The organism is Psychrobacter lutiphocae DSM 21542 (assembly GCF_000382145.1).
GTDB classification, from domain to species: domain Bacteria; phylum Pseudomonadota; class Gammaproteobacteria; order Pseudomonadales; family Moraxellaceae; genus Psychrobacter; species Psychrobacter lutiphocae.
Window position 1 is genome coordinate 21249 of sequence record NZ_KB907623.1, and the last position, 19259, is coordinate 40507.

Here is a 19259-nt window from a genome sequence, read left to right on the forward strand (position 1 = left end):
TTAGGGTTTTTGTTTTTAAATAGTTAGGTTAGATAAGTGGTTAATAATCTTAAGAAGACGGATTTAAACTTAACCTAAAATCTGCTGTGCAATCTGTTGGTACTGCTCGGATGTCAATCTAGGTCCAAACTGCTGTACGATGCGACTAGCCACGTGTCCTGCCAACTGAGCGCACTGCTGTAACGAGTAACCTTGGGTAAGTGCGTACAAAAAAGCACCTGAATAGTTATCACCAGCTCCATTGGTGTCAATAGCGTTATCTACGGTTGGTGGGCTGACAATGGTGAGATGGCGTGCGCCATCTTTGTCACGCTGACAAATGACGGTATCGTCAGGGCCACTGGTAACGACCGCCAATTGACAATAGTTAGTTAACACTTGGGCGGCTTGTTTTATATCTTTGGCATCAGTAAATAGCTTGGCTTCATCCACATTACAAAAGATAGTATCAACACCCTCTCCGAGCATCTCAACAAGACCCTCCTTACCAAAGTTTACGACCGCAGGATCAGCAAAGCTCACAGCTATTTTTGTGTTATTATCAATAGCTTGCTTACGAATTTTTTGTAGATCTGGGCGTAGGGCTTCAGACATTGCCAGATAGCCTTCAAAGTATAGCCAGTCACTTTGACTTAGGGCGTCTAAGTCAATATTTGCTTGTTGAATATCACTTGATGTGCCTAAGTATGTTTGCATGGTGCGCTCACCATCAGGAGTGATAGCGACTACGCATGAGCCAGTAACACCATCATGTGTGATTGATAATTGGTCAGAGGTAGCAACACCAGCTTGATTTAAATCGTTTAAATAAAATTTACCAGCTTCATCGTCTCCCACACGACATCCATAAAAAGACTTGCCACCAAGACAAGAAAACGCATACATGGCGTTAGCCGCAGAGCCACCACCTGACTGTTTGGATGGCTGTATCTGCTGTGCTTTAAACTCATTTAATAGTTGAGTTTGCTCGTCAAAGCTAGCCAGAGTCATTGTACCCTTGGCTAAGCTGGTTTTGATTAATTGCTCATCATTTAGTTGATATTCGTGATCGACTAAGGCATTGCCTATGGCCATAACATCGTACATAGCGATTCCAATTGGTTAAAAGTTGTTGAGATTAATGAGGTTTAGGATAAGTTATTGATTTGTATTCAAAGTGGCTATCATACTGTATATTGACATACTTTTGCAGGGTTGCGATGAAAATGATAGCTTATTTGTTTAACTCTACCTAAGTCCATTTGTGCGGTACAATATCCTCCGAGCATTAACAAAGCCAGATATTGTGATGACGTAACAACAGATATTTCTGCTTAATAGCTTTTAACCCAAATAGGACTTACACAAAAATACGATTTCAAGGCTATAAAAACGACTGGTTATTATTTATGGAGCGTCTGGCTCTACTTTCAGAGGATTCACAAATGATGACCAGTTGCCATAATATCTACTCGTGCGTAAGTCCTAACTAAAATATTTGGCAGAAAACGAAACCCCTGCTTTAAAAAATAATAAATGCCACCATAGATAAGGCTTAAGGTATATTTCTAAAAAAAGGGCAGTCCTAATTATGATGAAATATCAAATAAAAAAGTTATGAATAAAAATACAGCCATCGTATGACCGTAATTGTATGACTGCAATTGTATGATAGCCAGTATCATCGCCAGTAGGGCAGTGTATCTACAAAACCTGACCCTACCAAGCCCTCATAAGATAACTTCTATATAGCCCCTAATACTTATTAATAGCGAATCCAACCTATGAGCATGAGCGAGAATATGACGACTACTGATTCTACCCTATCAATCAAAGCTACCCCTGATTTAACCCTGCATCCGAGTTTTAAACTTCTTGAACACCGTCAAGTTGAAGCGTTATCATTGGATGTGCTAATTTGCCAGCATAACCAAACAGGCGCAATGCACTATCATTTGGCACATCCTAGTAATGAAAATGCTTTTTTAGTTGGCTTTCGTACCCAACCTATGGATTCTAAAGGTGAAGCTCATATTTTAGAGCATACAGCCTTGTGTGGGTCGGCAAAATATCCAGTACGTGACCCATTTTTTTCAATGATAAAGCGGTCGCTAAATACCTTTATGAATGCGATGACGGCAGCAGACTGGACAGCCTATCCCTTTGCCACTCAAAATAAGAATGACTACTTTAACCTGTTGTCTATCTATCTGGATGCGGCTTTTTTCCCAAATTTGCATCCGCTAGACTTTGCGCAAGAAGGCATACGTGTTGAGCTTGATGAGCAAGATAAACCTCAGTTTAAGGGGATTGTATTTAACGAAATGAAAGGGGCGATGAGTGGCGAGATAGATCAGCTGTATCACAGCGTGGCTTCACACTTATTCCCGACCACTACCTATCATTACAATTCAGGTGGTGATCCTGCCGATATCCCAGATTTAACTCACCAAGAATTGGTTGATTTTCACCAAAGTCATTATCACCCATCGAACAGTGTGATTATGAGTTTTGGTAATATCCCTGTCGCTGAAACTCAGGCGAAACTACATCAAGACGCCTTGACCCAATTTGAGATTGGCAAAAAGCATGAATCACGTCCAGAGCAACGTTTAACTGCGCCAATTCAAGTGACTGAAAGCTATACGGTAGATAAGGTTGACAAGGCACAAACGCATCATGTGCTAGCGTGGTTGCTGCCTGAGATTACCAACCCAAGATTGCGTTTGGCTTTGCGTTTAGTGGAGGGGGTGTTGATTGAACACGCAGGCTCACCCCTAAGAGCGTATCTAGATAGCCATCCATTAGCAACAGGTCCAAGTCCACTATTAGGCTTAGATGATAGCCATTTTGAAATGGTGTTTTATGCTGGTGTTCGTGGCTCTGAAGCTGAGCATGCAGACGCGATTGAGCAGGGTATTTTAGATCTATTACAGCAGATAGCAAGTAGTGAGATCGATGCTGAAGCCATTGAAACTATTTTGCATCAGATAGAAATAGATCAGCGTCATATCGGTGGCGATAGCATTCCTTATGGTTTAAACCTAATGTTAGAAGGCTTTAGTACCGCCATTCATGATGGTAACCCCATTGATATTTGGCAAGTGGATGAGCATTTACAGTGGCTACGTGAACAGGTAAAAGATCCTGCTTGGTTGCCAGCATTGATTAAACAATACTTATTGGACAACGCTCACCGTGTGCGTGTCACATTAGTGCCAGATGAAGGTAAAAGCGCACGATTGGCAGCGGCAGAGCAAGCACGTCTGGATGCCATTGAGGCAAAATTAACCGAGGCTGATAAAGCTCAGTTAAAACAGCAAGCCGCCGACTTGACCGCACGTCAAGCGGCAGAGGATGATTTAAGCTTATTGCCAAAAGTAGGCTTAGAGGATGTGCCAGAGTCGGTAAGCTTTACTCATGGCAAACAGCTAGATATCGAGCTTGAGGGCCAAAGTAGTGTGTTATATCAATATGAAGCTGGCACCAATGGCTTGTATTACTATCAGCTTATTATGCCATTAGTAGGTGAAGATGAGCTAATCAATCATCCCTTGTTACCAATTTATCTAGGGCTACTCTCGGATCTAGGTACGGATACATTAAGTGCACGTGAGTTTCAAGCAGTACAAGCCGCTCATTCATCAGGAGTAACCGCACGTATCAGTCAGCGTACGTCAATAAATGATGCAAATACTCTGACCAGCTACTTTGTGGTAGCCACACGTGCCTTAAATCGTAAACCTGAGGCAATTGGCTTAGTAAAAGATGTGTTACAGCATAGCGTATTTACAGAGCAGGATCGTATTAAAGAATTATTGCAACAAAAACGAGCTGGGTGGCAGTCACGCTTAGCAAATGCAGGTCATGCCTATGCAATGCAGACAGCAAGCCGTGCTATGAGCCGTCAAGCTGAGCTTGAGTATGCCAGAAGTGGCTTACCTGCGTTAAATGTCTTAAAAGAGTTTTTAGATAATGCCGAAGAAGATGAGACTAAGTGGGATCAGTTAGCCAGTGCGTTAATGGCGCTGCACCAACGCTTGGCAGGTTTGCCAAAGCAAGCATTAATTGTCTGTGAGCCAGATCAAACTGAGCGTCTTAAAGGTTTGATTGAACAAAGTTGGCAGCGTTTGGCACGTACTGACTCTGGTAATGAGGAAGGACTAGAGACGAGTGTAGAGCATGGGAAGACTCAAGATATAGCTGCCAATATCCCTGTTGAGTATATGCAGATACCTTTGACATCTGCTGTACTCAACGCAAAAGATAAGGATTTACATCAAGTTAGTGATAAGCAGAGTGCAGACTTAGCGTGGCTAGTTGCAACCAATGTCTATCATAATGCTGCTGTCTATCCTACTGTTACTGCTGACCATCCAGACGCAGCGCCTCTTATGGTATTGGCGCCTTATTTGCGCAATGGCTACTTACACAGTGCCATTCGTGAACGTGGTGGCGCTTATGGTGGCGGTGCAGGCTACGATGCCAATGCCTGTGCCTTCAAGTTCTTTAGCTACCGAGATCCGCATTGTGCTGAGACTTTTGATCACTTTAGTGCCAGTATTGAGTGGCTACTTAATGAGCCACAGCAGCCAGAGCAGTTAGAAGAAGCTATCTTAGGTATCGTGTCTGGTATGGATAAGCCAGGATCACCTGCTGGTGAGGCGGTCAAATCATGCTTTGCAGAGCTGCATCAGCGAGGCGAGGCATGGCAACAAAAGATGCGTGGTAATATCTTGGCTGTTACATTAGAAGACTTACAGCGTGTGGCACGTAGTTATCTGCAAGATAAGCCGCACAGTAAAGCAGTATTGGCACCGTATGATAAAGAGGCGGTGGTCACTGAGCTTGGCTTTACGGTCGATAAAGTTGCCAGTTAACCGCTGAGTGGCAAAATATAAATATGAGAAATAAGCCTTATGCATGATGAGCCACTTTCGCCACAACAGGCAGCCGCTGCTCCAGACCCATTAGCTATGCATCAAACCGTACAGACTCAGTCGTACAAGGCGCTGTTATACTATGCGGTGCCTTATGCCTTGGGCTATGTGTTTATCGCATCGTTATTGACTAAGCTTGGCGTGCCAATAACTGGTTTGGCGTTGTCACTATTTATTGTGGTGGTGTTGCATACAATGGTGATAGGTGTCTTTAGCAGACAGCATGGGCGTTACTTAGAGCCTTTAGAGCGTCATCGGTTGGGGCTATTGATTGCGTTATTAGTCCTACTGATGACTTCCATGTTGATGTTGTGGTCTTTGTATGAGTGGCCGCTCACTCAGATAACGATGGCGCAGTTGGTTGCAGACGGGGTGATTGCGATGCTGGTCATCAGTGGTGCAATCGGCTTATTTATTAACTATGTGGTGGTGCGTTTTGGCTTAGGATGGTTGCAATATTTGTGGTCAAAACTTAGTTCGAAGCGTTAAACCTTGTCTAAGCTTAAAGCTTTACCATAGTCACAATACCCATTAGTCAATACTCACTATCTAGCCCTTACTATCTATTCCTCAATATCTATCCTTAATCAGAGTCAACTAAAGCTTCTAACTGCTTGAGTGCTTGCTCAAGTAACTCAGGCAAGCGCTCAAGATGGGGCAGGATATCATCACAGCCAAGAATGCCAATGTGGAGCTGATCTAAATAGCTGGCTAACGTGATATTTAACGCCTGACCATCAAGTAAAATAGATGCTGGATATAGCGCAGATAGCTTAGCACCGTTCCAGTATAGTGGCTGTTTTGGTCCAGGAATATTAGAGATCAAAATGTTATATGCTTGCTTTTTGGGATAAAGGTTGGTTAATAAGTTCAAGCCCTCCCATGCATAAGCAACGGCACTGTAATTAATTACCTGTGTCTGTTGCATACGCCCAAACTTATCTTTACCAACTGTCATGCTGTCATGGATCGCTTGTAGCCTCTGTCTGGCATCGACAAAGTGAGTGCCTAGATTGCACAGTACTAGGGAGGCTTGATTGCCCGAAGCACTGTCATCTTTGCGCAGTGACACAGGTACAAAGGCAGTTAATGGCTTATCGGGCAACTCATCTAGTTCTAATAAATATTGACGCAGCGCACCAGAGCATACTGCTAGTATCACATCATTTAAGCTTAGCTTTAGATCTGTGCTACTGAGCTCATCTGCTAAGCGCTGCAAGCGAGATAGTTTGATATCTGCGGTTAATAGCTGCCGAGATTGGGTGATTTTCTGATTCAGTGGGCTGCTGGGGGCTTGTAGGGTAGATACGTACCCAGGGGTATCACGCTGTTGGTGGTCATGTTTTAGCTCTTGTAACACTGGCTTAATACTGGCAACCTGCTCTTTTAGTAGCTGAGTTACTTTGCGTTTGGGTGGTGCAATGCGTTCTAGGTTTGTAGGATGGCGCGATAATAATGCCCAAGGTGGTAAGCTCATGGTTTCAGTTGCTAAGGGTGATAATGATCTTTCTACCAAGCGCATCGCTGCGATACCATCGACTAAGGCGTGATGAATCTTAAAATATAATGCAAAGCGCTGTGGCTGACCCTCCACTTCAGGCTCAATACCTTCAATTAAATGACACTCCCAAAGTGGATGAGCCTTGTCTAAGATATTGCTATGTACATCTGAGATATATTTTAAAAATCTAGTCACACTATGTGGTTTAGGCAAGATGGTATGATGAAAATGATAATAGCTATCAAACTTATGACTAGGCTTCCACACAGTTAAATTATGCAGCACCTGATTAAAAGGAAAGGTCGGCTGGATATTTGCATGGCGGATTTGCTGAGCCAGTGCTTTGACAAAGTGGCTACCGCTTGTGCTTGCATAATATGTAGCATCTGCTTTGTTCGATAGTTCATTGCTTGGGCATGGGTCACTGGTCGGGTAACTAGTAGGAATATCAAATAAAAACAGCCCACCTACGTGCATGGGCTGTTTACGTTTTTCTAATAATAAGAGCAGTTGCTCGACTAATGAGGTAAGGCGCATTTTAGTCCTTGTACTAGGGTCTGTGGAACATTCACCACATGTGTTCAATAGAAATCTAGCTTTAAAGAAAATTTCATTTTCATGTAAAAACAGGCTAGATTTACCATGCTCTGCGATGATTAAGACAGGTTTATCTCATTTTTTCTACGAAGATGACTGGTCAATGGGATCTAAAAGAAAGGCGACTATCGTAACTATTCACGTATGCCAGACTCTATTTCATCACAAACTTGTTCATAGCCTGTGATTTCAACCTCTAATAGCTTAAGCATATTTTGTACTTTTGGCAACGTCTTACTACAAGCTACAATACCAAATTCAATTCGATCTAAGTAGCTGGCAAGAGTAATATTCATTGCCTGACCATTAAACAAAATCGAAGCTGGATACAAAGCTCTTAGCTCAGAGCCATTCCAGTATAGCTTTTTTGTAGAGCCTGGTACATTAGAGATAATGAGGTTAAATGCCTGCTTTTTAGGGTAGAGGTCGGTCAAAATGTTCACAAGTTCCCAGCTATAAGCCACCAAGCTGTAATTAATCACTTCTGATTGACTCATACGCCCGAAGCGCTTTTTGCCATCGTTCATGCTCTTATGCACCAGCTTTAAGCGGGTCAAGGGATCTGGGCAGTGAGTACCTAAGTTGCACAGAATAAACGCAAATTGGTTGCCAGCAGCACTGCCATCTTTGCGCATGGAGTAGGGCACCCAAGCGATAAGTGGCTGTTTTGGCAAGGCTTGTAAACAGGATAAATACTCTCGCAATGCCCCTGAGCAGACCGCTAGAACCACATCATTAATACTGACATTTAAACACTTTGAGATGCGTCTAAAACGGGCGATATCATAAGACTCAGCGATAAAGCGACGTGAGCTTGAGATACTTTGGTTCAAAATACTCGCAGGCGCTTGCGTGGTTTTTACATAATGTGAGTTTGAGCCTTGAGTCAGCGTCTTCGCCAGCTCAGAGATGACTGGTCTGGTGGTTTTTAACTGATCTTTTACTATGGTTCTGACGGTGCGTTTAGGCGGCAGAACGCTTTCTAGCTGATAGCGATGACGCATCATCAATGCCCACAGAGGTAGGGTAATGGTTTCATTTGGCGATTGTGACAGCGACTTTTGTACCAAGCGCATCGCTGCGATGCCATCGACTAAAGAGTGATGAATTTTAAAGTAGAGACCAAAGCGGTTGGGTCGACCTTCTGACTCTGGCTCAATGCCTTCAATAATATGACACTCCCACAATGGACGTGCACGATCCAATAAGCGTCCATGCTCTTTGGAAATATAAGACAGTAATTCACGCACCCGAGCAGGCTTTGGCAGGGCAATGTGGCGCAAATGATGCTCAACATCAAAATCCTCATCAACCTCCCAACATGCCAGATTTTGGAGTACCTGGTTGAATGGGAAGGTTGGTGGTGTGGTTGATGTTTGCATTTGCTGCACTAACGAAAGCACATAATCTGGATCAGCATCTTCTGGCTGCTCAAATAAAAATAAGCCGCCAACGTGCATGGGCTGCTTCCGCTTTTCTAGCAGTAAAAATAATAAGTCGACAATAGATAATAGACGCATAACATTCCCTTGCTGAGTCAAATAAAATCATCTGCTACAACAGATGACTTTGTTTGTCGTTGAAATAAAACATACGGGTTGAACATATCTTTTTTAAGCTAAGCTGAGTTTATTGGAAAAAGTAGCCAGTTTGTGGTGAGCTTGGTACTGCCATTTTGCGTTTGGGCATACGTCCTGCCAAATAAGAAGCACGACCTGCAACTACCGCATGTCGCATGGCTTCGGCCATCAAGACTGGATGCTTGGCGTTAGCAATTGCTGAGTTCATTAACACCCCATCACAGCCAAGCTCCATGGCAATTGCCGCATCTGATGCTGCACCAACACCAGCATCAACCAAGACAGGAATGTTAAAGGATTTGGTGTTTTCGACAATAATACTTAACAAATGTGGATTGAGTAAGCCCAAACCTGAGCCAATTAAGCTGCCCAAAGGCATAATGGCGACACAGCCCATACTCGCAAGCTCATTGGCAACGATTGGATCATCTGAAGTATAAACCATCACTTCAAAGCCATCATCAATAAGTTTTTTGGCGGCAATCAAGGTTTCTGTCACATTAGGGTATAAAGTGTCTTGATCACCTAATACTTCAAGCTTCACCAAATTATGGCCATCCAGTAATTCACGTGCCAACTGACACGTACGTATGGCGCTATCTGCATCAAAACAACCAGCAGTATTGGGTAAGATGGTATATTTTGACGGTGGGATTACCTCTAATAAATTAGGTTGATCTTTGTGTTGGCCGATATTTGAGCGACGGATGGCAACAGTGACAATCTCAGCGCCTGAGGCAGTAATGGCCTCGCCAGTTTGCTGTAAGTCTTTGTATTTCCCAGTGCCGACCAGTAATCGTGATGAAAAGCTGCGACTGCCTATGGTTAGGGTGTCTTCTCCAAGTTGGCTGCCTAAGGTATCTGCTGGATTTTTTGCTAAGTCCGTTTTCATAGTGGTTTTAATGACCTGTATTATTGATAAACAAAAAAGTGTTTGAACAAGATAGCTCGATATTTTTATAGAATCGAAGCTAGAAGTTAACTTAAGCTAGAAGTTAACTATAACACCAAAGCTCTCTTTTTTTAGTTAGAGTTAGTGAAATTGGTGATGTTTCTTCGGTTAATGTAAAAGTATTAATGGCCAATCATTATAACAAACCAAGAAATGGTTGTTGCTGCAAACTTAGTAGAGCCTATACAAAAGCACTATACAAAAAAGACAAAAATAAGTTTTTTTAAAAAAATGCTTTAAACAAAAACTAATGATAAAGCATGCTAATATAGATAACAGACATTATACGATCAATACTTTATAATCAATTAAGATTATGACGTTATCTATTTTAGCAGCCTTTGTCTATACAACATTAATTGATTGTCTATACAACCATTGATTAAAGCAAGCAGTAGACTTAAATGCGATAAGCTAGGTATGAGTACAGTAAGTTTAATGATAAGCAGTAAGTTTAATAATAAGCAGTAAGTTTAAGTTAAGATACAAAGAGATGCTAAGCTACAAAGATGCTGTACAATACAATAAAGTTAAGCTCAAAATGATAAAGTTCAGAAAAATGATAAAGTTAAGCTCAAAACGATAAAGTTCAGCGTAAATACTGTAATAAGCGAAATAACAGATACCCCACTCTCAACGTAGGCTTTGGCTCAGGATTTGTCATAAAAACTTATTCTTTTGCCGGGCTAAAAGCACCAGCATACAGCAAATACTAATAAGTTGAGAGTGGAGAAATAGATATAACAAAGGTTAAGCATAAACAACAAGGTGTGAGTATGAATTCGTCACGACAATTACTATTGGGTACCGGTGTATTTCTTGGTGGTAGTGTACTGCTGTTCGCTATGATTAAGCAAATAGATATGCCAAAGAGCAGTAGCATAGACGACACGCCACAGGTCGCACAAGTTAATGAAGCCAATACGCAGACTGAAAACCCTCTAACTGCTGATGTCGAAACCGAAGAACGTATTTTGGCAAAAAAACGTGTTGAGCGTGAAAAGGAAATGGCAGAGCTTGAGCGGCGTACCCGTCAAGTACTGAGTGAGCAAGAAAAAGCAGAAGCGTTGGCGATGGAAAAAGCGCGCTTAGAAAATGAGCAATACGCTAACAATGCTGCTGAACCCATTGTTGAAGAAAACCCCAAGCAACAAGCACAAGTAAAGCCTGCGGTAACAGTGACCAAACCAGTAATAACCGCCCGTCCTGCTGAGCCTGAAAATACAACCACTGCACACACCACGAATAATACCACCGCGAGCACTGAAAAAGTCACGCAAAACGCGCCTTCTGTAGTTGCTAACAGTGACGCATCCGTAAAGTCTAATACAGCACCTAAAGCCTCTAATAGTGCTCAAAAATATACGGTCAAACGTGGTGATAGCTTAATACGGCTATCACGTCAGTATGGTGTACCAGTTGAAGCCATTGCGCAAGCCAATAAGATGACAGCCACTAGCACCCTGAGAGTTGGACAAAACTTGACTATTCCAAGTAGTGGCCAAGTAGCAGGTTTGGTGCGTGAGTATCGAGCCGGTACGACAAATACCAGCTCCAGTAATGCTCAGGTCAATAAAACACAACAGCAATCCAAAACGCAACCTGCGACAGGTCCAGCCAAGCAACAAGGGTATATAGTAAAATCTGGTGATGGGCTAATTAAGCTAGCACGTCAGTACAATGTCCCTGTATCTGCTTTGGCTGAAGCTAATAATATGAGCACCAATAGTACGTTACGAGTGGGACAGGAGCTAACCATACCATCACGAGCTCAAGTTGCTCGCTTGCAGCGTGAAGCAGAGCAAAGACAGGCTGCAGAACAAAATAAACGTGATGCACAACAGCGTTTAGCAGAAGCCCGCCGAAAAGCGGCAAATGGAGAGGCCAAAGGCACCTTTGGGGTGCAAGTAGCACTAGCAGACAACCAGGCAAAAGCTGATGAGATTGTGAAGCAGTTACGTGCAGCGGGATACCCAGCCAAAACCAGTACAACCAGTCGAGGTGTACGTGTTATTGTCGGTCCCGAAAAAGGGAAAGAGGCAGCGCTGGCCTTAAAAGATAAAATAAATGCAGACTCACGAACTGATGTAAACAACGCTTGGGTGTTATACTGGCGCTAATAGCTTTTAAAAAACCACTCATAAAAAAAGCACGATCAGTGATGATCGTGCTTTTTTGGTACAAAACAAAAAAGCACAGGGTAGAAGGCCAGCAAGTGTTATGATTGGCATTTAAATCAATATTTTATTAATTAAAACAAGTGTTTATCGTACTTTGATTCAGGTGGTAAGTATTCAGTGGATGTAATGATATTAGGTGTTATGGTAGCCATGGCACTCGTTGTTGTGGTAAGTATCTTAGGTCAGCGCCGCCTAGAAAAAAATAAACAGAAATCAGTGAGCTCGGTAAAAGGCGATGAGCTACCTATCTGGCCGTTTGAACCTATGCCGATTATGACAGATACAGAAGTGTTGTTTTTTGCTAAGTTGCAGCAGGCAGTACCTGAGTATCATATTTTTAGTCAGGTACAGCTGTCACGCATCATTCAGCCTAGTGATGATGCTGGCAGTGATCGAGCATTTTGGCTTAATCGAATTTGTCGTCAAAGTGTGGACTATGTGCTGGTTGCTCGTGATGGGCAAACCACCTTACTGGCCATTGAGCTAGATGATTGGACACATGATAGTCCTTCTCGGGTAAGGGCAGATGAAAAAAAAGATAAAGCACTGGCCAGCGCTGGCATACCTATTTTAAGGTTTCATGCTGAGCGTATGCCTAGTGTGGATATTATTCGTCATGATATTCAGGCGGTATTGCGTCAATATGGTGGAGGTTAGATGCTGTTTAATTTGCATATAGTCCCTAGAATAAACTTATCGGTCAAGATGCAGGCTTAAAAAAAACAAGCTTGTAGTTTACTATGTGCCAATTCATTGCTAATTATAGGAATCTCATGAGTTTGGTAGAGATTGTTGCCATTAATGGCTATATTCAAAATACCTATTTGGCAGTCTATCCTGATAAGCTACTGTTATTAGATGCTGGTTGTCGTAGTGATGTTATACCCATCTTGACCTATATCACAGATATCTTACAGCGTCCAGTTACTCAGCTAAAAGCAGTATTAATTAGCCATATGCATCCAGATCATGCTGGTGGCGCTAGGCTACTGCAACAAAAGACAGGGTGTCAAATTATGGCGTCAGCTGCTGCTGAGCACTGGTATCATGGAATAAAAGGAAGAATGCAACATATCGTCGATTTGGCGCTGACTTATTACGTGGCCAGTCGTCAAGGTAAGTCGATGACAAACTTATGGTATCAGCCAATATTAAAAGCAGATAAACATCTGACGGATGGTGAGTATGTGCCTGGCTTTGAAGACTGGCAAGTTGTTAGTACTCCAGGGCATACCAACTGTGATTTATCTTTTTGGCATCAACCAAGCAAGCAGCTGTATTCAGGTGATTTAATTTTAAAGATTAAGCATAAACTGGTATCGCCTTTGGTGATTAATTTTCCACAAGCTTATAAAGCCTCTTTGGCTAAGGTTAGGGCATTACAGGCTGATTATGTTTTGCTAGCACATGGGGGGAGGGTAGTAATTGATGATGAGGCATTTGCTACATTAATGCAGGTAGCTCCTGATACACCGCGTAAAATGAAGCTGTTGACTGCGTTGAAGCTAAAGAAATAAGGGGTGATGCTATCATTAGTCTTAATAAATGAACTCTATATACTCCCTCTAATGAGCAGGTAACACTTTTTCTGAAAAATAACCTTTCTTTGTCAAACTCGCTAAACCTACTAGCTAAACCTACTAATTGTAGTATTTGCACTCGTTTTTCTCGATATCTTAATTTTCAGATTTGGTATAACTAGAAAAAAGAAAAGCTAAAAAAGAAAAACCCCTAGATGAATTGAATCACCTAAGGGGTTTAAAAATTTGGTGGGCCGACCGCGACTCGAACGCGGGACCAATAGATTAAAAGTCTACTGCTCTACCAACTGAGCTATCGGCCCTAAACTTACAGAAGTTATGCTATCTGTAATAGAGATGCATATTATACTCATCAAAAAATAGATTGCAAGATTAAATTAGATTTAATCGCCATATTTTATTAAAAATATTCATAGTGGACTGCGCCATCTATTTTTAAAATAGAGATTTTAAATAGAAAACCCCAGGAGTGTCTGGGGTTTAAAAATTTGGTGGGCCGACCGCGACTCGAACGCGGGACCAATAGATTAAAAGTCTACTGCTCTACCAACTGAGCTATCGGCCCTAAGAAGCATTTAGAAACTGCACTGCAATTTTAGCTTCGTAAGAGAAACTCCGTTAAAGGAAGTTTTCTAAAAGATCTAAAAACCAATATTTGGTTTTAAACTCATCAAAAGGTTGTTGTATCCCCTTAACGTGAGAGCACATTATACGCTTCGAAAATGATAATGCAACCCTAAATGTTAATTTTTTTGCATTTTTTTAGATTTTTGGCTTGATTTTGATAATGGTATCTACTCTAAGGTCTTTTTTTGCCAACATATTGTGACGTTTTAAAATAACAGTTCTAACTTAGAATGACTAAGCGTCAAAAACCGCCCTGCATATTGTCTAAAAAATGACCACCGCCAGTTCCAGATTTGAATATCCAGCAGACCTTAAACGTCCCTTACCCACGTTAATCCCGAGAGAGTGCTTCTACGGGGTCTAGCTTGGCTGCGTTACGGGCTGGTAAGAAGCCAAATAATACCCCAATGAGCGTTGAACACGCAAATGCGGCAATAATAGAAGTGGGGGAGTAAATAACACGGAAGCTTTCTGAACCGATACTATTGATTGCCTCACCGATAGCATAAGCTAATAAAACGCCTAATGCCCCTCCTAAGACACAGACCAGAATGGCTTCAATTAAAAACTGCTGCATAATGTCACTTTGCCTAGCACCTACTGCCATACGCACCCCAATTTCATTGGTGCGCTCAGTGACAGATACCAGCATAATATTCATAACGCCAATACCACCAACCACCAAAGAAATAATAGCAATTGAGGAGATAAGAATCGTCATGGTATTGGTTGTCGCTTCGATGGTTTGGCGAATAGAATCAGAGTTGCGAGTCCTAAAGTCATCCGTACCGTGGCGACTTTCTATCAGGTCAGTAATAGCGTCCTCTGCTGCTGCACTTGAGATCTGGTTGTCAATTAATGCCACAAAGCTGTCAATATGGTTGCCTCCTACGATACGTGACATCATAGTGGTATAAGGCATATAAATGGTAGGCGTATCAGACGGACGCGCGAGGGCGTTTTCATTGGGCTCTAATACGCCAATCACACGCCCAGGGACGTTACCTATTAGTACGACTTCACCAATAGGATTGTCTATATCTGCAAAAAAAGTAGATTTGGCATTGTCATCGATGATGATATCTTGCACACGTCGCTCGATACTGTGCTGGTTAAATGCTTGACCTGCAATTAAGGACTCGCCAGTAACTTCTAAGTAATCTTGGCCAACACCACTAATGTTGGCGGACTCTTGAACATTGCGGTAGCGAACACTAATATTGGTATCAAGCTGGGGGCTAACACTTAATACATAAGGCTGTTGACCGATAGCTTCAGCATCATCAGGGGTGAGATTGTCATCGTGATATCGGCGTCTAGGATCCCCCCACGCATAGCCATCAATAACGGTAATGGTGTTGGTTCCCAGTGAGCTGATGTTAGAAAGAATTTGTTGCTGCGAACCTTGGCCAAGACCTACAACCGAAACGACTGAGGCGATACCAATAATAATGCCTAACATGGTGAGCAAAGTACGCATTTTGTGTGCGCGCATTGCCAATACAGACATCCGAAAGGCTTCTGATAAGCGGTCAAAAAATGAACCAATTCGGCTTCTTTTTTGACTGATTAACTGTTGCTTGTTGATGCGTTGCAGATCTTGATTATCTTTATACTCATTGCTGATATCATTGGCACGCTTGTCTTCGTTAATATACTCGTTGCTTGGATGGGTTTCACTTGGATGAGTGCTCGCTGAGCGCTGAAAATGCTCATTACGATAGTCTGCAATAATAATACCGTCTTTGATTTCAATGACGCGTTCAGCTTGATCAGCAATACCGGGGTCATGAGTTACCATAATCACAGTATGCCCCTGTTGATTAAGACGTTTTAAGATTTTTAAAACATCTCGTCCTGACTTACTATCTAAAGCACCTGTGGGCTCATCAGCTAAGATAACATCACCGCCATTCATCAGAGCTCTGGCGACAGAAACTCGCTGTTGTTGACCACCAGAGAGTTGATTGGGTCGATTAAACACCTTATCACCCAGCCCCAACTCAGTTAGAAGGGCTTCAGCTCGTTTGGTACGAGACTGACTCTTCATGCCTGCATAAACGGCAGGTACTGCTACGTTATCGCGAGCATTAATATCGCCAAGCAGATGGTAGCGCTGAAAAATAAAGCCGAAGTGTTCACGGCGTAACTTAGCAAGGTCATCTGCATCCATTTGTTTGACGGAGTTGCCAAAAATTAGATACTCGCCAGCAGTGGCTTTATCCAGACAGCCCATGATATTCATAAGTGTTGATTTACCAGAGCCTGATTGACCAATAATAGCGACCATCTCACCCTGATAGATGGTGAGGTTGATATCATGCAACACCCGAATGGTTTGCTCACCAGCAGGAAATTCACGGATAATATTGGACAACTGCATAATTGGCGTGGGCGTGGCTGTATTTTTTGCTAGCGTGTAACTCACATTTGAGTCTTGTGCTACCTGTGTCGATATCGTTTGCGAGCTATTATCGGGCTTTGGATGCTTAGAGTGAGTCATAGTTTTTCTACAATTTAAGATGTCAGTCACTTGGGATATATTAGAGCAGGTTCTTAATTGGTACTTTGAAGATTGACGGCTAGGGCGTGTCTTCAATTCGTACAATGATATTGAGATGGGCTAAAATAGCTAAATCTTGTCATACACCCCCTAGTCTGACTGCAAGCTATCTTTTTTTATCAGTATTTTTAAAATGACGACACGCCTTAGCTATTTTCAGCGCTTAAATTATCAAAGTACCAGTGAGAGAGATAGGGACATTTAAAGGCATATAGCGATATGCCCTAGAGTCTTGGCGGTGGACTGCTTGCTCTGCTTGCTACTTTGCTATTACCACTTTCATTAATAATAACCGTATCACCTTTTTTTAAACCGCTTAAAATTTGTGCATTAACCCTATTGTCTATACCAACAGTGACAGGTCTATTTTCTACACTACCATCACTATGTAAAACACGGACATAAGCTCCCTCGGTAGTGGCGCTGTCAGCACCATCCTGCGAAGGGACGTTGTTACTTTTTGTGGTTCCATGTTTGATGGCGGATGAAGGCACTAACAATGCATTATTAGCTTTATCTATAACGATATAAACTTGTGCTGTCATATCAATACGAAAGCGACGCTCAGGGTTAGGTACTTCAATATAGCCGACGTAATAGATGGCGGAGTCAGTTGAACTGGTGCTACTGATTTGTTCAGGCGCAGGCTCAATAGCAGTTAATACCGCATCATACTTTTGGTCTGGATTGCCAATGGTATTAAAATAAACTGGCATCCCTGCTTGTACATTAATGACATCTGCTTCGGAGATTTGTGCATTGATACGCACAGTGGATAGATCTGCTAAGGTCACAATAGTAGGGGCAGATTGATTGGCGTTAACGGTTGTTCCTTGCTCAGTCACAACAGCGACAATAGTGCCATCCATAGGCGCTCGAATAGTAGTGTATCCTAGGTCAGTGCTGGCTGTATCAACGTTGGTTTGTGCTTTACGTAAATCCGCTTCATTACTGGTGATATTCGCTTGAGCAGTAACCAGAGCGGCCTCAGCCGTTTTTATGGCAGCCCTTGCGGCATTGACACTGGCTTCTGCTTTTTCAACAGTAGTTTTGGCATTGTCTAATTCTTGTGCGCTAATGGCGTTTATGGCAAGCAAAGGACTAAGTCTTGCATAATCTGATTTTGCTTGTTTAAGATCTGCTTCTCGACTGGCTAAGTCAGCTTTGGCACTATCAAGGCCTGCTTGTTTGCTCAAGTATTCAGCTTTTGAGCTATCTAAGTTTGCACGCATCTGCTCTAAAGTGGCCTGTTGATTAGACAGGTTGTTTTGCTGTGTCACTTGATCAATTTGGGCGATTAAATCACCTTTTTTGACTTCATCACCAACATCTACATAAAGCTTGATAACTTCACCTGATACCTGTGCACCGACATCAACTGTATTTAGGGCTTTTACTTTACCCGAAGCCATTACATTGTTCTCTATATCACCTTGGATAACAGGCGCAGTAATATAGTTTGGTTCTTCTTCTTTGGGTTTAAACTGGTTATAAACCAAAATGGCTAATATAATGACAACAAGGCTGATAATCAGCCACTTAATGACAGATTTTCGATTATTTAAATTAGGAAATAATGCCATGAGATAATCCAGAACTAGATTTTAAATATGTTAATGATACCGTACTGGATGAAAAAGACTAGGAATTTAAGTTTAAGAAAGGTTACGAGTCACAGTGATATTATCAATAAATGTCACTGGCAGTCCCTGTTTTTGTCTAAGTAAATAACTGAACACCCGTGACACGTAGGGCGGCTTGTAAGATAAGCTCCCAGGCAGGTTGACGTAGCACGCCTTTTACCGCTTTATCACATTGATACAATATATCTGGCCAATCGGCAATACTTTGCGGTGTTTGCCGGTGACAGGCCGCTTGATATAATGCCTGCTTGCTGCTCCAAATACCTAGACTTTGTGGATTTTGCCCATCAATGAGTTGCATAATCAGACGCATGTCTTTACCAATAGCCCATAATACCAGTGGCGTTGGCTCTTCAGTAGCACGCAGCTGCTCAATAATTCTGACCACTTGTATGGCATTGCCAGCAAGCATGGCATCAGACAAGTCAAATACACTGTACTGAGCATCACTGACTAAGGCTGCTTGTAGCGCTTCTACATCGATACTGATGGTGTTGGCTGCTTGATCTGAGGGGGTGGATGTGGCATCTTGCTGATTTAACTGAGCAATCTGTGGCGCAAACAAATAAGACAGGCGCCAAAGCGCTTGATAGGCACTAAGAAGGTGATGCTCGGTTTGCACCATCAAAAATTGCCATGCCTCAGGCTGCAAGGTTAAACCAAAGCGCTGGGCATGGATGGCCAGCAGTTGTTGGCGCTGGTTTTCATTATAAAGATTACAGTCGACAACCTGCCCAAACTTCGCAAAAGGGGTGAACCATTTGCTGGTTTGGGCACGTTTGTCTATCTTGGAGGAGAGCCAGAGTACACAGTTTTGATTACTACCAGCATTGGCTTCGATAGCAAAGGCTTCTAGCTGCTGCTGTACCTCTTTGTCTGGCTTGTGATTGCCACTGATAATCACCGCAGTGGCATCATCAAATAAAGACAGGCTATTGAGCTCGGTCAGCACATCTAGCCAAGTCTTGGCAGATACTAGCTCAATGCGTTTGATGGCTAAGTTTTGCATATTCCAAGAGCGGCGCATGGCATCGACTAGCCATTGCTGTAATAGCGGCTCATCTCCATGAGCCAGCCATAAGCCAGTTAGACCTAGGTTTTGACCAGATGGGTGTTGCTCAAGCTTAGGATAGAGGTTTAAGAAGCTGTCTTGCAT

12 protein-coding genes and 2 tRNA genes are annotated in these 19259 nt (G+C 42.5%); 5 read left to right on the forward strand and 9 right to left on the reverse strand.

Annotated elements, in window-relative coordinates; genetic code table 11:
* Window positions 1–69 precede the first annotated feature (69 nt).
* Window positions 70–1086, reverse strand: coding sequence for an adenosine kinase (locus H140_RS0101070; protein WP_019671805.1), 1017 nt, complete (start codon window positions 1084–1086; stop codon window positions 70–72).
* Between the two features lie 695 nt (window positions 1087–1781).
* Here H140_RS0101070 and H140_RS0101075 point away from each other — a divergent pair.
* A complete protein-coding gene (locus tag H140_RS0101075; protein WP_019671806.1) occupies window positions 1782–4859 on the forward strand; it encodes an insulinase family protein in 3078 nt (1025 codons plus the stop codon).
* A 39-nt stretch (window positions 4860–4898) separates the two neighbouring features.
* The gene (locus H140_RS0101080; protein ID WP_019671807.1) at window positions 4899–5408 is read left to right on the forward strand and encodes a hypothetical protein; all 510 of its coding nucleotides are present in this window, start codon (window positions 4899–4901) and stop codon (window positions 5406–5408) included.
* A 94-nt stretch (window positions 5409–5502) separates the two neighbouring features.
* Here the strand turns inward: H140_RS0101080 and H140_RS0101085 are convergent, their stop codons facing one another.
* From H140_RS0101085 to H140_RS0101095, 3 genes are all read right to left on the reverse strand, one after another.
* The gene (locus tag H140_RS0101085) at window positions 5503–6957 is read right to left on the reverse strand and encodes a wax ester/triacylglycerol synthase family O-acyltransferase (RefSeq protein WP_019671808.1); all 1455 of its coding nucleotides are present in this window, start codon (window positions 6955–6957) and stop codon (window positions 5503–5505) included.
* Window positions 6958–7151: 194 nt separating this feature from the next.
* On the reverse strand, window positions 7152–8537 hold the full coding sequence (locus tag H140_RS0101090; protein WP_019671809.1) for a WS/DGAT/MGAT family O-acyltransferase: 1386 nt from the start codon (window positions 8535–8537) through the stop codon (window positions 7152–7154).
* A 109-nt stretch (window positions 8538–8646) separates the two neighbouring features.
* Window positions 8647–9489, reverse strand: a complete 843-nt coding sequence (locus H140_RS0101095) for a thiazole synthase (RefSeq protein WP_019671810.1) — start codon at window positions 9487–9489, stop codon at window positions 8647–8649.
* Window positions 9490–10325: 836 nt separating this feature from the next.
* Here H140_RS0101095 and H140_RS0101100 point away from each other — a divergent pair.
* From H140_RS0101100 to H140_RS0101110, 3 genes are all read left to right on the forward strand, one after another.
* On the forward strand, window positions 10326–11669 hold the full coding sequence (locus H140_RS0101100) for a LysM peptidoglycan-binding domain-containing protein (protein WP_019671811.1): 1344 nt from the start codon (window positions 10326–10328) through the stop codon (window positions 11667–11669).
* 210 nt (window positions 11670–11879) lie between these two features.
* Entirely contained in the window at window positions 11880–12386 is a 507-nt protein-coding gene (locus tag H140_RS0101105) for a DUF2726 domain-containing protein (RefSeq protein WP_227672868.1), read from the forward strand.
* 116 nt (window positions 12387–12502) lie between these two features.
* Window positions 12503–13246 (forward strand): MBL fold metallo-hydrolase, encoded by a 744-nt coding sequence (locus tag H140_RS0101110; protein WP_019671813.1) that lies wholly within the window; start codon window positions 12503–12505, stop codon window positions 13244–13246.
* A gap of 250 nt (window positions 13247–13496) precedes the next feature.
* Here H140_RS0101110 and H140_RS0101115 read toward each other — a convergent pair.
* The 5 genes from H140_RS0101115 to holA all read right to left on the reverse strand — a co-directional run bounded on the left by H140_RS0101115 (window position 13497) and on the right by holA (window position 19259).
* Window positions 13497–13572 (reverse strand) — tRNA-Lys (locus H140_RS0101115).
* Between the two features lie 187 nt (window positions 13573–13759).
* Window positions 13760–13835 (reverse strand) — tRNA-Lys (locus H140_RS0101120).
* Between the two features lie 393 nt (window positions 13836–14228).
* The gene (locus tag H140_RS0101125) at window positions 14229–16280 is read right to left on the reverse strand and encodes a MacB family efflux pump subunit (RefSeq protein ID WP_033426751.1); all 2052 of its coding nucleotides are present in this window, start codon (window positions 16278–16280) and stop codon (window positions 14229–14231) included.
* 404 nt (window positions 16281–16684) lie between these two features.
* Window positions 16685–18043 (reverse strand): efflux RND transporter periplasmic adaptor subunit, encoded by a 1359-nt coding sequence (locus H140_RS0101130; protein ID WP_019671815.1) that lies wholly within the window; start codon window positions 18041–18043, stop codon window positions 16685–16687.
* A 136-nt stretch (window positions 18044–18179) separates the two neighbouring features.
* A complete protein-coding gene (holA, locus tag H140_RS0101135; protein ID WP_019671816.1) occupies window positions 18180–19259 on the reverse strand; it encodes a DNA polymerase III subunit delta in 1080 nt (359 codons plus the stop codon).

What these genes read in the sequence shown, in the direction of transcription:
- H140_RS0101085 (WP_019671808.1), bottom strand. Translation starts at nt 6,957, where the DNA reads ATGCGCCTTACCTCATTAGTCGAGCAACTGCTCTTATTATTAGAAAAA.
- H140_RS0101110 (WP_019671813.1), top strand. Translation starts at nt 12,503, where the DNA reads ATGAGTTTGGTAGAGATTGTTGCCATTAATGGCTATATTCAAAATACC.
- H140_RS0101100 (WP_019671811.1), top strand. Translation starts at nt 10,326, where the DNA reads ATGAATTCGTCACGACAATTACTATTGGGTACCGGTGTATTTCTTGGT.
- H140_RS0101125 (WP_033426751.1), bottom strand. Translation starts at nt 16,280, where the DNA reads ATGCAGTTGTCCAATATTATCCGTGAATTTCCTGCTGGTGAGCAAACC.
- H140_RS0101105 (WP_227672868.1), top strand. Translation starts at nt 11,880, where the DNA reads ATGGCACTCGTTGTTGTGGTAAGTATCTTAGGTCAGCGCCGCCTAGAA.
- H140_RS0101095 (WP_019671810.1), bottom strand. Translation starts at nt 9,489, where the DNA reads ATGAAAACGGACTTAGCAAAAAATCCAGCAGATACCTTAGGCAGCCAA.
- H140_RS0101075 (WP_019671806.1), top strand. Translation starts at nt 1,782, where the DNA reads ATGACGACTACTGATTCTACCCTATCAATCAAAGCTACCCCTGATTTA.
- H140_RS0101130 (WP_019671815.1), bottom strand. Translation starts at nt 18,043, where the DNA reads ATGGCATTATTTCCTAATTTAAATAATCGAAAATCTGTCATTAAGTGG.
- H140_RS0101090 (WP_019671809.1), bottom strand. Translation starts at nt 8,537, where the DNA reads ATGCGTCTATTATCTATTGTCGACTTATTATTTTTACTGCTAGAAAAG.
- H140_RS0101070 (WP_019671805.1), bottom strand. Translation starts at nt 1,086, where the DNA reads ATGTACGATGTTATGGCCATAGGCAATGCCTTAGTCGATCACGAATAT.
- holA (WP_019671816.1), bottom strand. Translation starts at nt 19,259, where the DNA reads ATGCAAGACAGCTTCTTAAACCTCTATCCTAAGCTTGAGCAACACCCA.
- H140_RS0101080 (WP_019671807.1), top strand. Translation starts at nt 4,899, where the DNA reads ATGCATGATGAGCCACTTTCGCCACAACAGGCAGCCGCTGCTCCAGAC.